Source organism: Cupriavidus gilardii (genome assembly GCF_008801915.1).
Classification (GTDB): Bacteria; Pseudomonadota; Gammaproteobacteria; order Burkholderiales; family Burkholderiaceae; genus Cupriavidus; species Cupriavidus gilardii.
The window spans coordinates 41,511-57,664 of the sequence record NZ_VZOV01000006.1 but is presented as its reverse complement, the minus strand read 5'-3'; the positions used below and the strand labels follow the sequence as shown (position 1 = coordinate 57,664).

The window sequence follows — 16,154 nt, the reverse complement described above, 5'->3', positions numbered from 1 at the left end:
CGGGCGGTGTCTCACCCGGCGAAGAGTGAAATTATTGTAGTGCGTCGATCGCAGCTTGCCAGAAATTTGTGACTATATTGCCACTATGCTGGGCTGCGGCATTGCGATCGCGCCGGCGCTGCGCGCTATTTGCCGGTCAAGGCGGCCTTGACCTGGGCCGACACGGCACTCATATCGGCACGGCCCGCCAGCCGGCCCTTCAACAGGGCCATGACCTTGCCCATGTCCTGCGGACCCGCGGCGCCGCTCTCCGCCACCGCGTTGGCGACTTCGGCTGCCACTTCGGCGTCGGACAGCGCAGCCGGCATGTAGACCTGCAGCACCTCCAGCTCGGCGCTCTCCTTGTCGACCAGGTCGGTGCGGCCAGCCTGCTGGAACTGCGAGATCGAATCCTTGCGCTGCTTGATCAGCTTCTCGACCACCGCCAGCACGGCAGCGTCGTCCAGTTCCGTCCGCTCGTCGACTTCACGCTGCTTGATCGCCGCCAGCAGCAGCCGGATCGTGCCGAGCCGCTCCGACTCGCGCGCCCGCATGGCGGCCTTCATGTCATCGGTGATTCGTTGCTTGAGGGACATGGCAATCTTTCCAGGTGGACTCGTCAGCACAAAACGGCAACGAGCGAGGGCGAACAGGGAGGCGGAGCACCAACACAAAAACCCGCCGGAGCGAGGCCCACAGCGGGTCTGGATGCTGACGCGGAAAGGCGTTCAGCCGATCGACCGGTCGATCAGTACAGCTTCTTCGGCAGCATCTGGCTGCGAATGCGCTTGTAGTGGCGCTTCACCGCCGCCGCCTTCTTGCGCTTCCGCTCTGCCGTCGGCTTTTCATAAAACTCGCGCGCCCGCAGTTCAGTAATCAAACCGTTCTTTTCGATGGTGCGCTTGAAGCGACGCATCGCAACTTCAAACGGCTCGTTTTCTTTGAGGCGAATCGTGGTCATGTGCCAAAAAAGGAGTTAGCGGTTTTACGAAGACTTGGAGTCTAGCACGAAATTCGTCAAGCGTGCCGGTTTACTTCTCCGGTTTACCACCGAGAACCGGCCGCGTCCCGGAAGCCTCGGCGTCGCTCCGGGCGTTCTGCGCGACCGCCTTTCCCGCGGCCACGCCGGACGCCCAGGCCCACTGGAAATTGTAGCCACCGAGCCACCCGGTGACATCGACGACCTCGCCGATGAAGTACAGGTTCGGCACCGAGCGCGCCATCATCGTGCTGGACGACAGCGCGCGCGTATCGACGCCGCCGCGCGTGACCTCGGCCTTGCGATAGCCCTCGGTACCGGAGGGCACCAGCTGCCAGCGGTTCAGCGCCTCGCCCAGCTTGCGCAGCGCCTTGTCCGGCAGATCGTGCGGCAACTTCGCCGCATCGAGTCCGGCGGCGCGGCACCAGGCGTCGGCGAGCCGCGCCGGCATGCGCGCGGCCAGCAGATTGCCCAGATGCTTGCGGGTGCCGTTCTTGGCCTCGAGCAGCCACGCCGCCGCATCCTCGCCCTCGAACAGATCGATCGTGATCGGCGTGCCGGGACGCCAATAGCTCGAGATCTGCAGCACCGCCGGGCCGGACAGCCCGCGGTGCGTCCACAGCAGGTCCTCGCGAAAGGCGCCGGCCTCCTTGCCCTTGCCGGTCGCGATATCGACCTCCCTGGACAACCCGGCCAGCGGTGCAAAGGGCTGCCAGGCAGCGCCATCGAAAGTCAGCGGCACCAGCGCGGGCCGGGTTTCGACCACCGGCAGGCCGAACTGGCGGGCGATCCGGTAGCCGAAATCGGTGGCGCCGATCTTGGGGATCGACAGCCCGCCGGTCGCGACGACCAGGGCGCCCGCCCGCACCGGGCCGTCGGGCGTCAGCAACAAGAAATCGTCCCCTTCGCGCCGGACCTCGGCAACCGTGCAGCCGATGCGCCAGTGCACCTGGCCCGCACCACACTCGGCACGCAGCATCTCGATGACCTGCTCGGCGCTGTCGTTGCAGAACAGCTGGCCGCGATGCTTTTCGTGCCAGTCGATCTGATGGCGCCGCATCAGCGCAAGGAAGTCCTGGGGCGTATAGCGCGCCAGCGCCGAGCGGCAGAAATGCGGGTTGTCGGACAGGTAATTGGCCGGACCGGCGTGCAGATTGGTGAAATTGCAGCGCCCGCCGCCGGAGATGCGGATCTTCTCGGCGAGCCGCGTGGCATGGTCGATCAGCACCACGCGGGCGCCCTGCTGGCCCGCCACCGCGGCACACATCATGCCCGCCGCCCCGGCGCCGAGCACGGCGACGTCGTAACGTCCGGCCCCGGACGATGACGACGACGGCGACGGCCGGCGCGATAATGGGTGCGCCGCGGGCTGCGCTGCTGAGTGCGACTCTGACATGACGATCCTGCTGAAGAATCGGCGATTGTAGCGAAAAGCGCGCCGCGGCCCGCTGTGCTACCCTCGCAGGCTTTGCGCCGCAGCCGCTTGCGCTGGACTTCGGCGCCGCTTCCATCCCGCTCCACACCATGCTCGTTCTCGGCATCGAATCCTCCTGTGACGAAACCGGCCTGGCCCTCTACGACACCGAGGCCGGCCTGCTCGCGCACGCGCTGCACTCGCAGATCGCGATGCATCGCGACTACGGCGGCGTGGTGCCGGAGCTCGCGTCGCGCGACCATATCCGCCGCGTGCTGCCGTTGCTGCAGCAGGTGCTGGACGAAGCCGGACGCCAGCGCGGCGATATCGACGCGATCGCCTTCACGCAGGGCCCGGGACTGGCCGGCGCACTGCTGGTCGGCGCCTCGGTAGCCAACGCGCTGGGATTCGCCCTCGATGTGCCGATGCTCGGCGTCCACCATCTGGAGGGCCATCTGCTGTCGCCGCTGCTGACGCCGAATCCGCCCGCCTTCCCCTTCGTTGCGCTGCTGGTATCGGGCGGCCACACGCAGCTGATGGAAGTGCGCGGCATCGGCGACTACGCGCTGCTCGGCGAGACGCTGGATGACGCGGCGGGCGAGGCCTTCGACAAGACCGCCAAGCTGCTCGGCCTGGGCTATCCGGGCGGGCCGGAAGTGTCTCGGCTGGCCGAGTTCGGCCTGCCGGGCGCGTACGAGCTGCCCCGGCCGATGCTGCATTCGGGCAATCTGGATTTCTCGTTCGCCGGCCTGAAGACCGCCGTGCTGACGCAGGCGCGCAAGCTGGGCAATATCTGCGAGCAGGACCGCGCCAACCTCGCGCGCGCCTTCGTCGACGCGATCGTCGACGTGCTCGCGGCCAAGTCGATGGCGGCGCTGAAGGCGACCGGCCACAAGCGGCTGGTGGTCGCCGGCGGCGTCGGCGCCAACCGGCAACTGCGCGAGCGGCTCGACGAACTGGCGGCCAGGCGCCGCGCGCAGGTCTTCTATCCGGACCTGGCCTTCTGCACCGACAACGGCGCGATGATCGCCTTTGCCGGCGCAATGCGGCTGCAGGCCGCGCCGCAACTGGCGCAGCGCGAGTACGGCTACGGCGTCACGCCGCGCTGGGACCTGGCGGATCTGCGGCTGCCGGCGGCACATTGATCCGCGCGCTGGACACCTGACTACGCGGGACAAAACTACGCGGGACAAAAAAAACGCCACCCATGGGGTGGCGTCGTCGTTCCCGCGCATGCGGTCGTTTGAAATCCCCGGGTCGCCGCGTGCGCGGGGACGACAGGTTCGGCAACTAGCTCAGCCGCTTGTCGCGCTCGATCACCGCATACGCGCTGTGGTTGTGGATCGACTCGAAGTTCTCCGCCTCGAGCACGTAGGCCACGATGCGCTCGTCGGCATTGAGCCGCATCGCGATATCGCGCACCAGGTCCTCGACGAACTTCGGGTTCTCGTAGGCGCGCTCCGTCACGTATTTCTCGTCCGGACGCTTGAGCAAACCCCACAGCTCGCACGAAGCCTCTTCCTCGGCCATCCGCACAAGCGTCTCCACCGGCAGATCGGCGGCCAGCTCGACGCACATCGTGATGTGCGAGCGCTGATTGTGCGCGCCGTACTGCGAGATCTTCTTCGAGCACGGGCACAGGCTGGTGACCGGCACCAGCGCCTTCAGCCAGACCTTGGTGACGCCATCGCGCGCTTCGCCGATCAGCGTGACTTCGTAGTCCATCAGCGAAGCGACGCCGGACACCGGCGCGATCTTGTTGATGAAATACGGGAACGTGACCTCGATGCGGCCGGCCTGCGCTTCGAGCCGCTGCAGCATCTTGCCCACCAACGCGCGGAACGCGGCCAGGTCCAGCGGCTCGCGCTCGTCCTCGAGCAGCGCGACGAAACGCGACATGTGGGTGCCCTTCTGGTCGGCGGGCAGATGCACGTCGAGATTGAAGGTGCCGACGGTCGGATGCACGCCGCCGGGAGTACGCATCGTGAGCGGATAGCGCACGCCGCGCACGCCCACGCGCTGGATCGGGATCTGGCGCGTGTCCAGGCTCGATTGCACATCGGGCATCACGAAGGCCGGATTGATGTCATTCATGACGGATTTCCTCGGTTTCCTTTACGGTCGCGGCATCTTCGCAGTCACCTTGCCGCGCAACGAGTGTGAAACCACGGGCGCGCCGGAAAACACGGCGGCGCCAGCCCGCAGCTGCGAACACGAAAACCAGCGATTCTAAGGGAATTCGGGTGATGCCGCCCGCACCGGGCTTGCAGCCGCCGGTGCGGGGGCGTGCGGACGACCGCTCAGGCGGCCTTGGTCGCCGCCGCGGATGCGGTGGAAGCGGGGGCGGCAGCGGGCGCCGTCAGGCCGAATCGCTCGCGCACCGAGCGTTCGATGCCGGCCGCATCGAGGCCGCATTGCGACAGCAGGAAGGCGGGATCGCCGTGGTCGATGAAGTGGTCGGGCAGACCCAGCTGCAGCACCGGGATCTCGATGCCGGCCGCGGCCAGCGCCTCGAGCACCGCGCTGCCGGCGCCGCCCATCACCACGCCCTCCTCCACCGTGACCAGGTAGTCGTGCTCGCGCGCCAGCGTCTTGACCAGCTCCACGTCGAGCGGCTTGACGAAGCGCATGTTGGCCACCGCGGCGTCGAGCCTGTCGGCCGCCCCCAGCGCGGGATGCAGCATCGAGCCGAAGGCCAGCACGGCGACCCGCTGGCCGGCGCGCGCGCCGCAGCTGCGCCGCATCTCGCCCTTGCCGACCGGCAGCGTCTCCAGCGAGGCCGCCGTGGCCACGCCCGGGCCGGCGCCGCGCGGATAGCGCACCGCGGTCGGGCAGTCCTGCGCGAAGGCCGTGCTCAGCAGCTGGCGGCACTCGTTCTCGTCCGCCGGCGTCATCACCATCATGTTGGGGATGCAGCGCAGGTAGGCAATATCGTAGGCACCCGCGTGCGTCGCGCCATCGGCGCCGACCAGTCCTGCGCGGTCCAGTGCGAACACCACCGGCAGGTTCTGCAGCGCGACGTCGTGGATCAGCTGGTCGTAACCGCGCTGCAGGAACGTCGAGTAGATCGCGACCACGGGCTTCAGGCCCTCGCACGCCATGCCGCCGGCGAAGGTCACCGCATGCTGCTCGGCGATGCCCACGTCGTAGTAGCGGTCCGGGAAACGCTGCTCGAACTCGACCAGCCCCGAGCCTTCGCGCATCGCCGGCGTGATGCCGATCAGCCGCGGATCGGCCGCGGCCTGGTCGCACAGCCATTCGCCGAATACCTGCGTATAGGTCTTGCGCGCCGGCTTGGCGGCCGGGCGGATGCCCTCGGCCGGATTGAACTTGCCCGGGCCGTGATAGAGGATCGGATCGGCCTCGGCCAGCTTGTAGCCCTGGCCCTTCTTGGTGACGACATGCAGGAACTGCGGGCCGGCGCCCTCGAGCGCGCGGCGCCGGATGTTCTGCAGCGTCGGCACCAGCGAATCGAGATCGTGGCCGTCGATCGGCCCGATGTAGTTGAAGCCGAACTCCTCGAACAGCGTCGCCGGCACCACCATGCCCTTGGCATGTTCCTCGAAGCGCTTGGCGAATTCGAGCACCGGCGGCGCGACCGACAGCACGCGCTCGATGCCCTTCTTGGTTGCCGCATAGAACTGGCCGCTGAGCAGGCGCGCCAGATGCCGGTTCAGCGCGCCGACCGGCGGCGAGATCGACATGTCGTTGTCGTTCAGCACCACCACCAGCGGCAGGTCCTTGTAGACGCCGGCGTTGTTCATCGCCTCGAACGCCATGCCGGCGGTCATCGCGCCGTCGCCGATCACCGCGATCGACACGCGCTGCTCGCCCAGCGTGCGGGCGCCCAGCGCCATGCCGAGCGCGGCCGAGATCGAGGTCGACGAGTGCGCGGTGCCGAAGGTGTCGTACTCGCTCTCGCTGCGGCGGGGAAAGCCCGAGATGCCATTCCACTGGCGCAGCGTGTTCATGCGCTCGCGCCGCCCGGTCAGGATCTTGTGCGGATAGCTTTGATGGCCGACGTCCCACACCAGCCGGTCCACCGGGGTGTCGAACACATAGTGCAGCGCGATCGTCAGCTCGACCGTGCCGAGATTCGACGACAGGTGGCCGCCGGTCTGCGAGACCGACTCCAGCACGAAGGCGCGCAGTTCGTCGGCCAGCGTGGTCAGCTGGCGGCGGTCGAGCTTGCGCAGGTCCGCGGGGTCGTCGATGGTATTGAGCAATGCGTAAGTCATGGTATCCGTCCTGCCGCCGGATTCTCCCGTCCGGCTCGTCGTTTTACGGCGATCGGTCGCGCGGCGCGCCGTCAATGCGTGCGCAGCACGATCAGGTCGGCCAGGTCCGCCAGCCTTGCCGCGCGGTCGCCGAATTCCGCCAGCGCCTTGCGGGCGTCGTCGCGCAGCCGGGCGGCCAGCTCGCGGGCCGGTTCCAGGCCCAGCAGCGACACATAGGTCGGCTTGTGCTGCTCGGCGTCCTTGCCGGCGGTCTTGCCCAGTGTGGCGGTATCGGCGGTAACGTCCAGAATATCGTCTACCACCTGGAACGCCAAACCGATCGCGGCGGCGTAGCGGTCCAGCGCCGCCAGTCCTGCCTCGTCGATGCGGCCGCACAGCGCACCCATGCGGATGCTGGCGCGCAGCAATGCGCCGGTCTTCATCCGATGCATCGTCTCGAGCTGATCCAGCGACATCGGCTGCCCGACATGCTGCAGATCGATGGCCTGGCCGCCGGCCATGCCGGCCGACCCCGAGGCGCGCGCCAGCTCGCCGACCAGCCGCAGCCGCGCCGCGGGCTCGAGCGTATCGGTCTCGGCCAGCACGATGAACGCCTGGGTCTGCAGCGCATCGCCGACCAGCAGCGCGGTGGCCTCGTCATAGGCCTTGTGCACGGTCGGCCGGCCACGGCGCAGGTCGTCGTCGTCCATGCACGGCATGTCGTCGTGCACCAGCGAATAGGCGTGGATCATCTCGACCGCGCAGGCCGCCGCATCGCAGGCGCTCGGGTCGGCGCCGCCGACCTCGCCGGCCGCATGGACCAGCAGCGGGCGCACCCGCTTGCCGCCGCCCATCGCCGCGTAGCGCATCGCCTCGTGCAGGCGCGCCGGCAGCCGCTCCGCCGCCGGCAACGCGGCCGCCAGCGCCGCCTCGGTACGGGCGGCGCGGTCCTGCATCCACTGCGCGAAGGCGGTCATTCGGTGTCTGCCTGGCTGGCCGGGTCGGCCAGGGGCTTGAGCGCATCGCCCTCCAGCACCTTGACCTGCTGCTCGATGCGTTCGAGCATCTGCTGGCAATACTTGACCAGTTCGGCACCGCGCCGGTAGGCCGCCAGCGATTCCTCGAGCGGCAGCGCCCCGCTTTCCATGCTGGTGACCAGCGCTTCGAGCTCGGCCATGGCGGCCTCGTACGAGGCCGGCGGCGCGCTGGCGGGAAGCTGGTCGCCGTCGCCGGCCGGCACGGTGGTTGTCTTTGGCATATGGGGTTTCGATCCAGAAACCGCGATTTTACGGCAAATCGCCCGGCCCAAGCCCGAACCGATGGAGGGGTCGGCGCGGCGGGGTCGGCACACCGGGCCGCACTCGCTCCGCATGAGGATAAAACGCCACTTTATAGCCGACCAATGTTTGCGGTCGCGCCAAAAAGGCAAAAAAATCAGGCCCTTATCCCCCGGCTGGGGTACAATCCCCGGTTCGTCAGCGGAAACCGGGGCACCATGCCCGCGGGCCACGGTCTGACCGTCTTTCCCATATCGATTTCAATTTCGATGGTTGGGTTGTTCACTGCTTTCGCCTGTTTATTAGGGAGTGGGGATAATGTCCAATCTCAGCACCGCGCTGAAGCTGGCGCCGGCTGATACACAGCTGCCCGTCCGTGCGTACTTCGACGAGGCCTTGCATCAACAGGAACTGGATCTGCTGTTCAAGAAGGGCCCCGCCTATGTCGGCCATGAGCTGATGGTGCCCGAAGTCGGCGACTACCATACGCTCGCCGCCGAGGAAGAGGGCCGCATGCTGGTGCGCAACCCGGAGGGCATCGAACTGATGTCCAACGTCTGCCGCCATCGTCAGGCCATCATGCTGAACGGCCGCGGCAACGCCTCCAATATCGTCTGCCCGCTGCACCGCTGGACCTACGATCTGAAGGGCGAGCTGCTCGGCGCCCCGCATTTCGCCCAGCAGCCCTGCCTGCACCTGAAACGTTCGCCGCTGCAGAACTGGAACGGCCTGCTGTTCGAGGGCGAGCGCGACGTGCGCGCCGATCTCGCGCGCCTGGGCGTCTCGCAGGACCTGAACTTCGACGGCTACATGCTGGACCACGTCGAGGTACACGACTGCGACTACAACTGGAAGACCTTCATCGAGGTCTACCTCGAGGACTACCACGTCGTGCCCTTCCACCCGGGCCTGGGCAGCTTCGTGTCCTGCGACGACCTGAAGTGGGAGTTCGGCGAACAGTACAGCGTGCAGACCGTGGGCCTGCACGCCGGCCTGAAGCGGCCCGGCAGCGCGACCTACCAGAAGTGGCACGACGCCGTGCTGCGCTTCAACAACGGCGAGCTGCCCAAGCATGGCGCGATCTGGCTGACCTACTACCCGAACGTGATGGTCGAGTGGTACCCGAACGTGCTGGTCATCTCGACGCTGCACCCGATGGGCCCGCGCAAGACCCGCAACGTCGTGGAGTTCTACTACCCCGAGGAAATCGTGCTGTTCGAGCGCGAGTTCGTCGAGGCCGAGCGGGCCGCCTATATGGAAACCTGCATCGAGGACGACGAGATCGCCGAGCGCATGGATGCCGGCCGCCTGGCGCTGATGAAGCGCGGCGAGAACGAGGTCGGCCCGTACCAGTCGCCGATGGAAGACGGCATGCAGCACTTCCACGAGTGGTATCGGCGCGCGATGGGGTCGGTGGCCTGAACGACCGGCGGGCTGTCCTGCCGCCGTGCCTGAATGAAGACGGACCGCCGCGGCGGTCCGTTTTTCATTGCCGCCGCCCGGGCGCCACCGCTTCGCACGCCGCCTTGCAAGCTGTTGGGCGATGACCGCCCATCGGGCTTTGGTGCATTGCATCAGCACTGCTACAATCGGCTCGCCAAGCGGCTGTCACCTCACTTGCCGCCCGGCACGCTGCCGCGCCCGACTGGCGCGGCGCCGCGGATACCGACTTCCCCGCCGTTCTCGCCTTCCCTCGCCATGCAATCGCTCTGGATGCTGTTCGCCGCCTTCTCGTTCTCGTTGATGGGGGTGGGCGTCAAGCTGGCTTCCGAGATGTACACCACCGGCGAGATCGTGTTCTACCGCAGCCTGATCAGCATGCTGATCATCTGGGCGATCCTCGCCTCCGGCGGCACCTCGGTGCGTACGCCGCATATGACCACACATATCAAGCGCAGCCTGTTCGGCGTGACCGCGCTGATGCTGTGGTTCACGTCGATCAGCCTGCTGCCGCTGGCCACGGCGATGACGCTGAACTACATGTCGCCGGTCTGGATCGCGCTGATCGTCGGCGCCGGCGCGGCGCTGGCCGGCACCGCCGGCGGCGCGGACCGCAAGCTGATCGGCGCGATCGTGATGTCGTTCGCCGGCGTCATCTGCCTGCTGCAGCCGTCGGTCGGCAAGGATCAGCTGACCGGCGGCCTGGTCGGGCTGATCTCGGGCATGTTCACCGCGCTGGCCTATGTCGAGGTCAGGCAGCTGGGCCAGCTGGGCGAGCCCGAGGGCCGCATCGTGTTCTATTTCTCGCTGGTCGGCACGCTGGCCGGAGTGGTCTGGATGATGTTCTCGGGCGTCAGCAGCCATACCTGGCAAGGCGCCGGCCTGCTGCTGGGGATCGGCATCCTGGCCACCCTCGGCCAGACCGCGATGACGCGCGCCTACAAGCGCGGCAACACGCTGCTGACCGCCAACCTGCAATACGCCGGCATCGTGTTCTCGAGCCTGTGGGGCATGATCATCTGGAACGATGCGCTGAACTGGCTGTCGTGGCTCGGCATGGGCCTGATCATCGCCAGCGGCATCGCCACCACGCTGACCCGCGCGCGCGAAAGCACCAGCCAGCCGACGGCGGCGACGCCGGTCAAGTCGGCCGAGGCGGAGGTCCACCCCGAGGTGTAGGCCCCAGGGCCCTGGAACTCCCCTCTCCCGCAAGCGGGAAAGGGGGAACACCAGGCCGGCACCGGCGGCACGGCGCGCCACCAGAACCCGCCCCGCGTCAGCCTCGCTCCGATGGCGGCAGGCGCCACTTTCGGCGATCATCGAGATTCCTCGACGATCCGTCGCCACTAGACAGGTTTTACGATGCCCCAAGCCGTTTGGACCACGCTGATCTCGTGCCCCGACCTGCATGCGCTGCGCCAGGACACGGGCCGGCACAGCGTGCTGATCGATTGCTCCTTCGACCTGGCCGATCCGGCCGCCGGCCGCGCGGCCTACCATCAGAGCCATCTGCCCGGCGCCTTCTACCTGCATCTGGACAACGAGCTGTCGGGCGAGAAGACCGGCCGCAACGGCCGTCATCCGCTGCCCGATCCCGACGCGCTGACCGCGCGCCTGCGCGCGCTGGGCGTCAACGACGACAGCCAGGTGGTGGTCTACGACGCGCAGGGCGGCATGTATGCGGCCCGTGCCTGGTGGCTGCTGCGCTGGATCGGCCACGAAGCGGTGGCCGTGCTCGACGGCGGCAAGCAGGCGTGGATCGCCGCCGGCCTGCCGCTGGAGAGCGGCACCACGCCGGAGCCCGAAGCCCATGCCGGCGGCAACCTGACCCGGCGCCCTTCGCTGGTCGGCACCGTCGACGCGGATACGCTGATGGCCAATCTGCAGTCGCCGTCGCGGCTGGTCGTCGATGCCCGCGCGCCGGATCGCTTCCGCGGCGAGAACGAAACGCTGGACCCGGTCGGCGGCCATATTCCCGGCGCGGTCAACCGCTGCTTCAAGGACAATCTGCAGCCCGACGGCCGCTTCAAGCCTGCCGCGGCGCTGCGCGGCGAATTCGGCGGCGTGCTGGGTGCGACGCCGGCCGAGCGCGCGGTGATGCAGTGCGGCTCCGGTGTCACCGCCTGCCACAACCTGCTGGCGCTGGAAGTCGCGGGACTCTCGGGCGCGGCGCTTTATCCCGGCTCGTGGAGCGAGTGGTGCGCCGATCCGGCGCGGCCGGTCGCGACCGGGGACCGGTAGACCGCAGGCGGCAGGCCGCCGCTGGCGCAATCAGCCGCCCGCGTGGCGCCGCGGCCGGTTCCACTCAATGGTCGGCGTGCGCATGCGCATGGCCGGCCCCGCCATGGCCGGCCTCGCCGTGGCCGTGGTGATCGTGGACGCCGTCGGTCACCCAGACGATCGCCGCGATGCCGGCGGCCACCAGCACCACCTGCACGATCGACTCGCGCCAGCGCGGCTTGCGCTGCATCTGCGGCATCAGGTCGCTGACCGCGATATAGAGGAAGCTGCTGGCGGCGATCACCAGCACATACGGTACCCAGCCGCTCATCTCGTCGAGCAGGAAGTACCCCACCAGACCGCCGGCCACCGCGGCCAGGCTCGACAGCAGATTGAAGGCAAACGCGCGCGCCTTCGAGAATCCGGCGTTGAGCAGCACGATGAAGTCGCCCACTTCCTGCGGGATCTCGTGCGCGGCGATCGCCAGCGCGGTGACGATGCCGATCTTGGGATCGGCCAGGAACGCCGCGGCGATCACGATGCCGTCGGCGAAATTATGGAAGGTGTCGCCGACCAGGATCGTCAGGCCGCTGCGGCCGGCCTCCTCGCGATCATGCCCGTGATGGTGATGATGGCCGTCGCCCTCGTGGTGGTGCGAATGGCGCAGCAGCGAGATCTTCTCCAGCAGGAAGAAGCCGAGCAGGCCCGCCAGCAGCGTGCCGAACAGCGCGCGCGGGTCGGCGCCCGAGGCGAACGCCTCCGGCAGCGAGTGCAGCAAGGCGGTCGCCAGCAGCACGCCGACCGAAAAACTGACCATGCGCTCCACCGCGCGCGACGCCGCGGTCAGCGACAGCAAGGCGGCACCGAGAATGCTGCCCACGCCGGAAATCGTGGTGGCCAGCAGGATCAAGACGAGCGTGGAAAAGATGATGGGCTCCCGGAGGGTTCGCCCCTGCCTGTGTCGTCGCCGGCCACGCGGCCAGGCCGCATCCGTCCGTATAAACGCAACACTGTTGCAAGAGGCGCAAAGCCCGCATTGTACGGAGGTCGGGGGATTTTGCAATGGGCCTGCGGCACGCTGGCAGTTCGTCGCCTCGCTATTGCTGTGCACCCCCCGCTGTGCCGGTCAAGCGCTGGGCCGCTTTCAAGTACTTGTCGAGTATCGACAGCAGGGCTGTTGCCTGACTCGCCGAAATGGGAGGAAAGGGAGAGGTATAGCTGGTGCCATTGCGCCGCATGTGGGCGTTGACCACGAAAGCGAATTCAGCGTTGGTCATTCCCAGGTCCGCACAGACGCGCTGAATCGCCATATTGCGACCGGCATCGCGAATCCGTACCTCGTGGAATTCCAGCACTGCCTGGACTACCTGGAAAAACCCTTCGTATGCGATGGAAAAGACCGGCATGGGCGCTTCGTCGGCATCCAGTTGCCGGCCGGCAGCCAAATAAGCACGTGCATTGGCCAAATAGGCCTCGAGCGCGCCCGGCGTTCGCGGTTGTTCGGCAAAGCAGTTGAGACGAATCAGATTTTGATATTCATGTGGCCGGGACATCAGGGAGCACCCTCACGATCGAACCGGCGGCAATTCGCGCAACGACGGGGTCCTTGCTCACGAGATCCGCCCATTCGGCAGGAGAGTACGCATTCAGATGTACAGGGCGACCAAGTTCCACCTCGATTTTCAGCATTGCGTCCATTAGCGCCATCATCGGCGCCGTCCCAATCACCATCAGATCGATATCGCTGCGATGGCTGTCCTCTTGCCGCGCTACGGAGCCAAAGAGGAAGGCTTCCGCGATTTCGCCGGCTAACGGCCGCAAGGCAGCCCGTATCGGTTCGACCAGGCCAAACGACTTGCTGCAGATGCTCTGCAGCTCGGGATAGAGCGCAAACGCGGTATTGGCGCGAATGACCCGTTGGTTGCCGCGTCTTGGCTGCTCCGACAGCACGCCGGCATCGATCAGCCGCTGGACGTGGCGCTGGCTGTTGCCGCGCCCTCCTCCGGCATGCTCGATCAGTTCACTGAGTGTGAAAGTGCGTGTCGGCTCGCCGTACACACGTGCCAACACCCGCTGAACCGCGGGTGCGAACATGAAATCGGCCAGTCCCACTATATCCCCAATTTAGGTACGATCGTACCCATTATAGGGATTCGCGAGCGAAGCGTCGCGCCGAAGGCGAGATGCCTGGCCTATGCGCTACGCCACCCCATGCTCCTTGAACCAGGCCAGGCACTTCTGCCATCCGTCCTTCGCGTCCGCCTCGCGATAGCTCGGGCGGTAGTCGGCATGGAAGGCGTGGCCGGACTCGGGATAGACGATGAACTGCGAGGCGCGGGCGGCCGGATTGTTGGCCGCCGCCAGCGCCGTCTTCATCTTGTGGACGGCTTCGAGCGGGATGCCGGTGTCCTTGCCGCCGTACAGGCCAAGCACAGGCGCCTTCAGCTGCGCGGCGATATCGAGCGGATGGCGGGGCTGCAGCGGCGTGGTGTCGCCGCTGAGCCGGCCGTACCAGGCGACGCCCGCCTTCAGCTGCGTGCTGTGCGCGGCGTAGAGCCAGACGATGCGCCCGCCCCAGCAGAAGCCGGTGATGCCGAGCTTGCCGACATTGCCGCCATTGGCGCCGGCCCATGCGACCGCCGCATCGAGGTCGCCCAGCACCTCGCTGTCCGGCGTCTTGGCGATGATCTCGCGCTGCAGTTCCTGGATCGTGCCGAAGCTGGTCGGATCGCCCTGGCGCGCGAACAGCTCCGGCGCGACCGCCAGATAGCCCTGCTTGGCCAGGCGCCGGCAGGTGTCGGCGATGTACTCGTGCACGCCGAAGATCTCGCTGATCACCAGCACCACCGGCAGATCGCGCTTGCCTTGCGGCATCGCGCGGTAGATCGGCATCTTGAAGTCGCCGGACGGGATCGTGACTTCGCCCGCCGTCAGCCCTTCGAAATCGGTCTTGATCGCCTGCGCGGTGACCGGCAGCGCAGCGGCGGCGAAGGCAGAGCCGAGGGCGGTCTTGACGAAGCTGCGCCGGTCGAACGTCTGGCCGGGTACGAGGCTTTCCACTTCGGGCTTGAGCATGCGGGTCTCCTGATGTTGGCGAACGGACGGACGCTGCGCCAGCGGACGAGCCGGAGCATCAGGAAGGCGATTCTAAGCAAACATGGTGTCCAGCGCACGCTGCAGGGCGGCGGCCCGCGGGAGCCGCGCCGTCGCCTCGCTGTGCCTTGTCGCGCCTTGTCGCGCCTTGTCGCCCTGCCGCACCCCGCCGCACCTTGGCCAAGCGGCGGCGAATCGCTCAGTGCAGCTTCACGCGCGGATGGGTCTTGCTGCGCAGCCAGTGGGCCACCGTATCGAGCGCCATGCGCACGGCGCCATGCAGCGCCATCACATGCATCCGATACAGCGAGGTGTACATCAGCCGCGCCATCAGCCCCTCGATGAACATCGAGCCGCCGATCAGCCCGCCCATCAGATTGCCGACCGCGGTAAAGCGGCCCAGCGACACCAGCGAGCCGAGATCCTTGAACTGGAATTCCGGCAATGGCCGCCCTTCCAGCCGCGCGCGCAGCGCGTCGTACAGGAAGCTGGCCTGCTGGTGCGCGGCCTGCGCGCGCGGCGGCACCGTGGTCTGCTTGGCGGGCCACGGGCAGCTGGCGCAATCGCCGAACGCAAAGATGTCCGGGTCGCCCTCGCTCTGCAGCGTCTGCTTGACGACGATCTGGCCCTGCCGGCTCAACGGCAGGTCGAGCGTCTTCAGCACCGGCGGCGCCGTGATGCCCGCCGCCCAGACCGTCAGCTCGGCGGGGATCCGCTTGCCGCTGGCCGTCAGTACCGCATCGGGCGCGATCTCGGTGACACGCTCGCCGACCAGCATGCGCACGTCCAGCTTGCCCAGCAGCTCGGCGGTTTCCTTCGACACCCGCTCGGACAGCGCCGGCAGGATGCGCGGGCCGCCCTCTATCAGCGTGATATGGATGTCGCGGCGCGGGTCCAGACGATGCAGCCCGTAGGCGTTCAGCACCTGCGCGGTATTGCGCAGCTCGGCGGACAGCTCGACCCCGGTCGCGCCGGCGCCAACGATCACGACATCGACGTCGGGGCGTCCATCGCCATCGTCGTCGTCCCGCGCCAGCCCGTTCTGGGCCCGCACGCAGGCGGAAATCAGCCGGCGGCGGAAGCGCTCCGCCTGCTCGACGGTATCGAGCGCGATCGCATGCTCGGCCGCGCCCGGCGTGCCGAAGAAATGCGTGATCGATCCGATGGCCAGCACCAGCGTGTCATACGGAATCTCGCGCGCGGGCAGCAGTTCGATGCCGTCCTGATCGACGCAGGCGGCCACCGAGATAGTCTTGCGCGCGCGATCCAGGCCCGTCAGTTCGCCCTGCTGGAACTCGAAATGGTGCCAGAGCGCCTGCGCGGCATATTCGAGCTGGTGGGTGTTCTGATCCATGCTGCCGGCGGCGACCTCGTGCAGCAGCGGCTTCCAGATGTGCGTGGGCGAACGGTCCACCAGCGTGACATGGGCGGCGCCGCGCTTGCCCAGCTTGTCGCCGAGACGCGTTACCAGTTCCAGCCCACCTGCTCCACCGCCGACTACGACAATCCGATGCGCGCTTGTTTGCATGTTCTAT

General features: G+C 67.5%; 17 protein-coding genes. 5 read left to right on the top strand and 12 right to left on the bottom strand.

Annotated elements, in window-relative coordinates:
- Positions 1 to 125 precede the first annotated feature (125 nt).
- From F7Q96_RS09955 to F7Q96_RS09945, 3 genes are all read right to left on the bottom strand, one after another.
- Complete coding sequence (locus tag F7Q96_RS09955) at positions 126 to 575, bottom strand: GatB/YqeY domain-containing protein (protein ID WP_053822232.1); 450 nt, start codon at positions 573 to 575, stop codon at positions 126 to 128.
- 152 nt (positions 576 to 727) lie between these two features.
- Positions 728 to 940 carry a 30S ribosomal protein S21 gene (gene rpsU, locus F7Q96_RS09950; RefSeq protein ID WP_006576196.1) on the bottom strand — a complete coding sequence of 71 codons (213 nt, stop codon included), beginning with the start codon at positions 938 to 940 and terminating at the stop codon, positions 728 to 730.
- A 70-nt stretch (positions 941 to 1,010) separates the two neighbouring features.
- Complete coding sequence (locus F7Q96_RS09945) at positions 1,011 to 2,252, bottom strand: BaiN/RdsA family NAD(P)/FAD-dependent oxidoreductase (RefSeq protein ID WP_151022581.1); 1,242 nt, start codon at positions 2,250 to 2,252, stop codon at positions 1,011 to 1,013.
- Between the two features lie 230 nt (positions 2,253 to 2,482).
- On the opposite strand from F7Q96_RS09945, the gene tsaD reads away from it, so the two are divergent.
- The gene (tsaD, locus tag F7Q96_RS09940; protein WP_053822233.1) at positions 2,483 to 3,517 is read left to right on the top strand and encodes a tRNA (adenosine(37)-N6)-threonylcarbamoyltransferase complex transferase subunit TsaD; all 1,035 of its coding nucleotides are present in this window, start codon (positions 2,483 to 2,485) and stop codon (positions 3,515 to 3,517) included.
- A 145-nt stretch (positions 3,518 to 3,662) separates the two neighbouring features.
- Here tsaD and folE2 read toward each other — a convergent pair whose 3' ends face one another.
- Complete coding sequence (folE2, locus tag F7Q96_RS09935) at positions 3,663 to 4,466, bottom strand: GTP cyclohydrolase FolE2 (protein WP_053822234.1); 804 nt, start codon at positions 4,464 to 4,466, stop codon at positions 3,663 to 3,665.
- On the opposite strand from folE2, the gene F7Q96_RS26800 reads away from it, so the two are divergent.
- Complete coding sequence (locus F7Q96_RS26800; RefSeq protein WP_158507263.1) at positions 4,465 to 4,605, top strand: hypothetical protein; 141 nt, start codon at positions 4,465 to 4,467, stop codon at positions 4,603 to 4,605. The two genes, folE2 and F7Q96_RS26800, sit on opposite strands and share 2 nt — an antisense overlap.
- Positions 4,606 to 4,672: 67 nt before the next feature.
- Here the strand turns inward: F7Q96_RS26800 and dxs are convergent, their stop codons facing one another.
- The 3 genes from dxs to F7Q96_RS09920 all read right to left on the bottom strand — a co-directional run bounded on the left by dxs (position 4,673) and on the right by F7Q96_RS09920 (position 7,847).
- Entirely contained in the window at positions 4,673 to 6,610 is a 1,938-nt protein-coding gene (gene dxs / locus F7Q96_RS09930; RefSeq protein WP_053822235.1) for a 1-deoxy-D-xylulose-5-phosphate synthase, read from the bottom strand.
- Between the two features lie 71 nt (positions 6,611 to 6,681).
- Positions 6,682 to 7,566: a polyprenyl synthetase family protein gene (locus F7Q96_RS09925; protein ID WP_053822236.1), complete on the bottom strand. Its 885-nt coding sequence runs from the start codon at positions 7,564 to 7,566 to the stop codon at positions 6,682 to 6,684.
- Positions 7,563 to 7,847, bottom strand: a complete 285-nt coding sequence (locus F7Q96_RS09920) for an exodeoxyribonuclease VII small subunit (RefSeq protein ID WP_053822237.1) — start codon at positions 7,845 to 7,847, stop codon at positions 7,563 to 7,565. Before F7Q96_RS09920 ends, F7Q96_RS09925 begins: the two co-directional genes overlap by 4 nt.
- A gap of 337 nt (positions 7,848 to 8,184) precedes the next feature.
- Here F7Q96_RS09920 and F7Q96_RS09915 point away from each other — a divergent pair, with 337 nt between their 5' ends.
- The 3 genes from F7Q96_RS09915 to F7Q96_RS09905 all read left to right on the top strand — a co-directional run bounded on the left by F7Q96_RS09915 (position 8,185) and on the right by F7Q96_RS09905 (position 11,547).
- A complete protein-coding gene (locus tag F7Q96_RS09915) occupies positions 8,185 to 9,288 on the top strand; it encodes an aromatic ring-hydroxylating oxygenase subunit alpha (protein ID WP_053822238.1) in 1,104 nt (367 codons plus the stop codon).
- A gap of 276 nt (positions 9,289 to 9,564) precedes the next feature.
- Positions 9,565 to 10,485 (top strand): DMT family transporter, encoded by a 921-nt coding sequence (locus F7Q96_RS09910; protein ID WP_151022579.1) that lies wholly within the window; start codon positions 9,565 to 9,567, stop codon positions 10,483 to 10,485.
- Positions 10,486 to 10,668: 183 nt separating this feature from the next.
- A complete protein-coding gene (locus F7Q96_RS09905) occupies positions 10,669 to 11,547 on the top strand; it encodes a sulfurtransferase (protein ID WP_053822239.1) in 879 nt (292 codons plus the stop codon).
- A 64-nt stretch (positions 11,548 to 11,611) separates the two neighbouring features.
- Here F7Q96_RS09905 and F7Q96_RS09900 read toward each other — a convergent pair whose 3' ends face one another.
- The 5 genes from F7Q96_RS09900 to F7Q96_RS09880 all read right to left on the bottom strand — a co-directional run bounded on the left by F7Q96_RS09900 (position 11,612) and on the right by F7Q96_RS09880 (position 16,147).
- Entirely contained in the window at positions 11,612 to 12,457 is an 846-nt protein-coding gene (locus F7Q96_RS09900) for a ZIP family metal transporter (protein ID WP_151022622.1), read from the bottom strand.
- Positions 12,458 to 12,623: 166 nt separating this feature from the next.
- The gene (locus F7Q96_RS09895) at positions 12,624 to 13,079 is read right to left on the bottom strand and encodes a hypothetical protein (RefSeq protein WP_053822240.1); all 456 of its coding nucleotides are present in this window, start codon (positions 13,077 to 13,079) and stop codon (positions 12,624 to 12,626) included.
- Positions 13,063 to 13,620 (bottom strand): nucleotidyltransferase domain-containing protein, encoded by a 558-nt coding sequence (locus F7Q96_RS09890; protein ID WP_053823158.1) that lies wholly within the window; start codon positions 13,618 to 13,620, stop codon positions 13,063 to 13,065. The genes F7Q96_RS09895 and F7Q96_RS09890 overlap by 17 nt, the downstream gene beginning before the upstream one ends.
- A gap of 105 nt (positions 13,621 to 13,725) precedes the next feature.
- Positions 13,726 to 14,601: a dienelactone hydrolase family protein gene (locus F7Q96_RS09885; RefSeq protein ID WP_053822241.1), complete on the bottom strand. Its 876-nt coding sequence runs from the start codon at positions 14,599 to 14,601 to the stop codon at positions 13,726 to 13,728.
- Positions 14,602 to 14,818: 217 nt separating this feature from the next.
- Complete coding sequence (locus F7Q96_RS09880; RefSeq protein ID WP_053822242.1) at positions 14,819 to 16,147, bottom strand: NAD(P)/FAD-dependent oxidoreductase; 1,329 nt, start codon at positions 16,145 to 16,147, stop codon at positions 14,819 to 14,821.
- Positions 16,148 to 16,154: the final 7 nt, after the last annotated feature.

Bases quoted from the DNA above. Each gene is read 5' to 3' on its own strand.
- F7Q96_RS09955 (WP_053822232.1), bottom strand. From the start codon at position 575: ATGTCCCTCAAGCAACGAATCACCGATGACATGAAGGCCGCCATGCGG.
- rpsU (WP_006576196.1), bottom strand. From the start codon at position 940: ATGACCACGATTCGCCTCAAAGAAAACGAGCCGTTTGAAGTTGCGATG.
- tsaD (WP_053822233.1), top strand. From the start codon at position 2,483: ATGCTCGTTCTCGGCATCGAATCCTCCTGTGACGAAACCGGCCTGGCC.
- F7Q96_RS26800 (WP_158507263.1), top strand. From the start codon at position 4,465: ATGACGGATTTCCTCGGTTTCCTTTACGGTCGCGGCATCTTCGCAGTC.
- folE2 (WP_053822234.1), bottom strand. From the start codon at position 4,466: ATGAATGACATCAATCCGGCCTTCGTGATGCCCGATGTGCAATCGAGC.
- dxs (WP_053822235.1), bottom strand. From the start codon at position 6,610: ATGACTTACGCATTGCTCAATACCATCGACGACCCCGCGGACCTGCGC.
- F7Q96_RS09925 (WP_053822236.1), bottom strand. From the start codon at position 7,566: ATGACCGCCTTCGCGCAGTGGATGCAGGACCGCGCCGCCCGTACCGAG.
- F7Q96_RS09920 (WP_053822237.1), bottom strand. From the start codon at position 7,847: ATGCCAAAGACAACCACCGTGCCGGCCGGCGACGGCGACCAGCTTCCC.
- F7Q96_RS09915 (WP_053822238.1), top strand. From the start codon at position 8,185: ATGTCCAATCTCAGCACCGCGCTGAAGCTGGCGCCGGCTGATACACAG.
- F7Q96_RS09910 (WP_151022579.1), top strand. From the start codon at position 9,565: ATGCAATCGCTCTGGATGCTGTTCGCCGCCTTCTCGTTCTCGTTGATG.
- F7Q96_RS09905 (WP_053822239.1), top strand. From the start codon at position 10,669: ATGCCCCAAGCCGTTTGGACCACGCTGATCTCGTGCCCCGACCTGCAT.
- F7Q96_RS09895 (WP_053822240.1), bottom strand. From the start codon at position 13,079: ATGTCCCGGCCACATGAATATCAAAATCTGATTCGTCTCAACTGCTTT.
- F7Q96_RS09890 (WP_053823158.1), bottom strand. From the start codon at position 13,620: ATGTTCGCACCCGCGGTTCAGCGGGTGTTGGCACGTGTGTACGGCGAG.
- F7Q96_RS09885 (WP_053822241.1), bottom strand. From the start codon at position 14,601: ATGCTCAAGCCCGAAGTGGAAAGCCTCGTACCCGGCCAGACGTTCGAC.
- F7Q96_RS09880 (WP_053822242.1), bottom strand. From the start codon at position 16,147: ATGCAAACAAGCGCGCATCGGATTGTCGTAGTCGGCGGTGGAGCAGGT.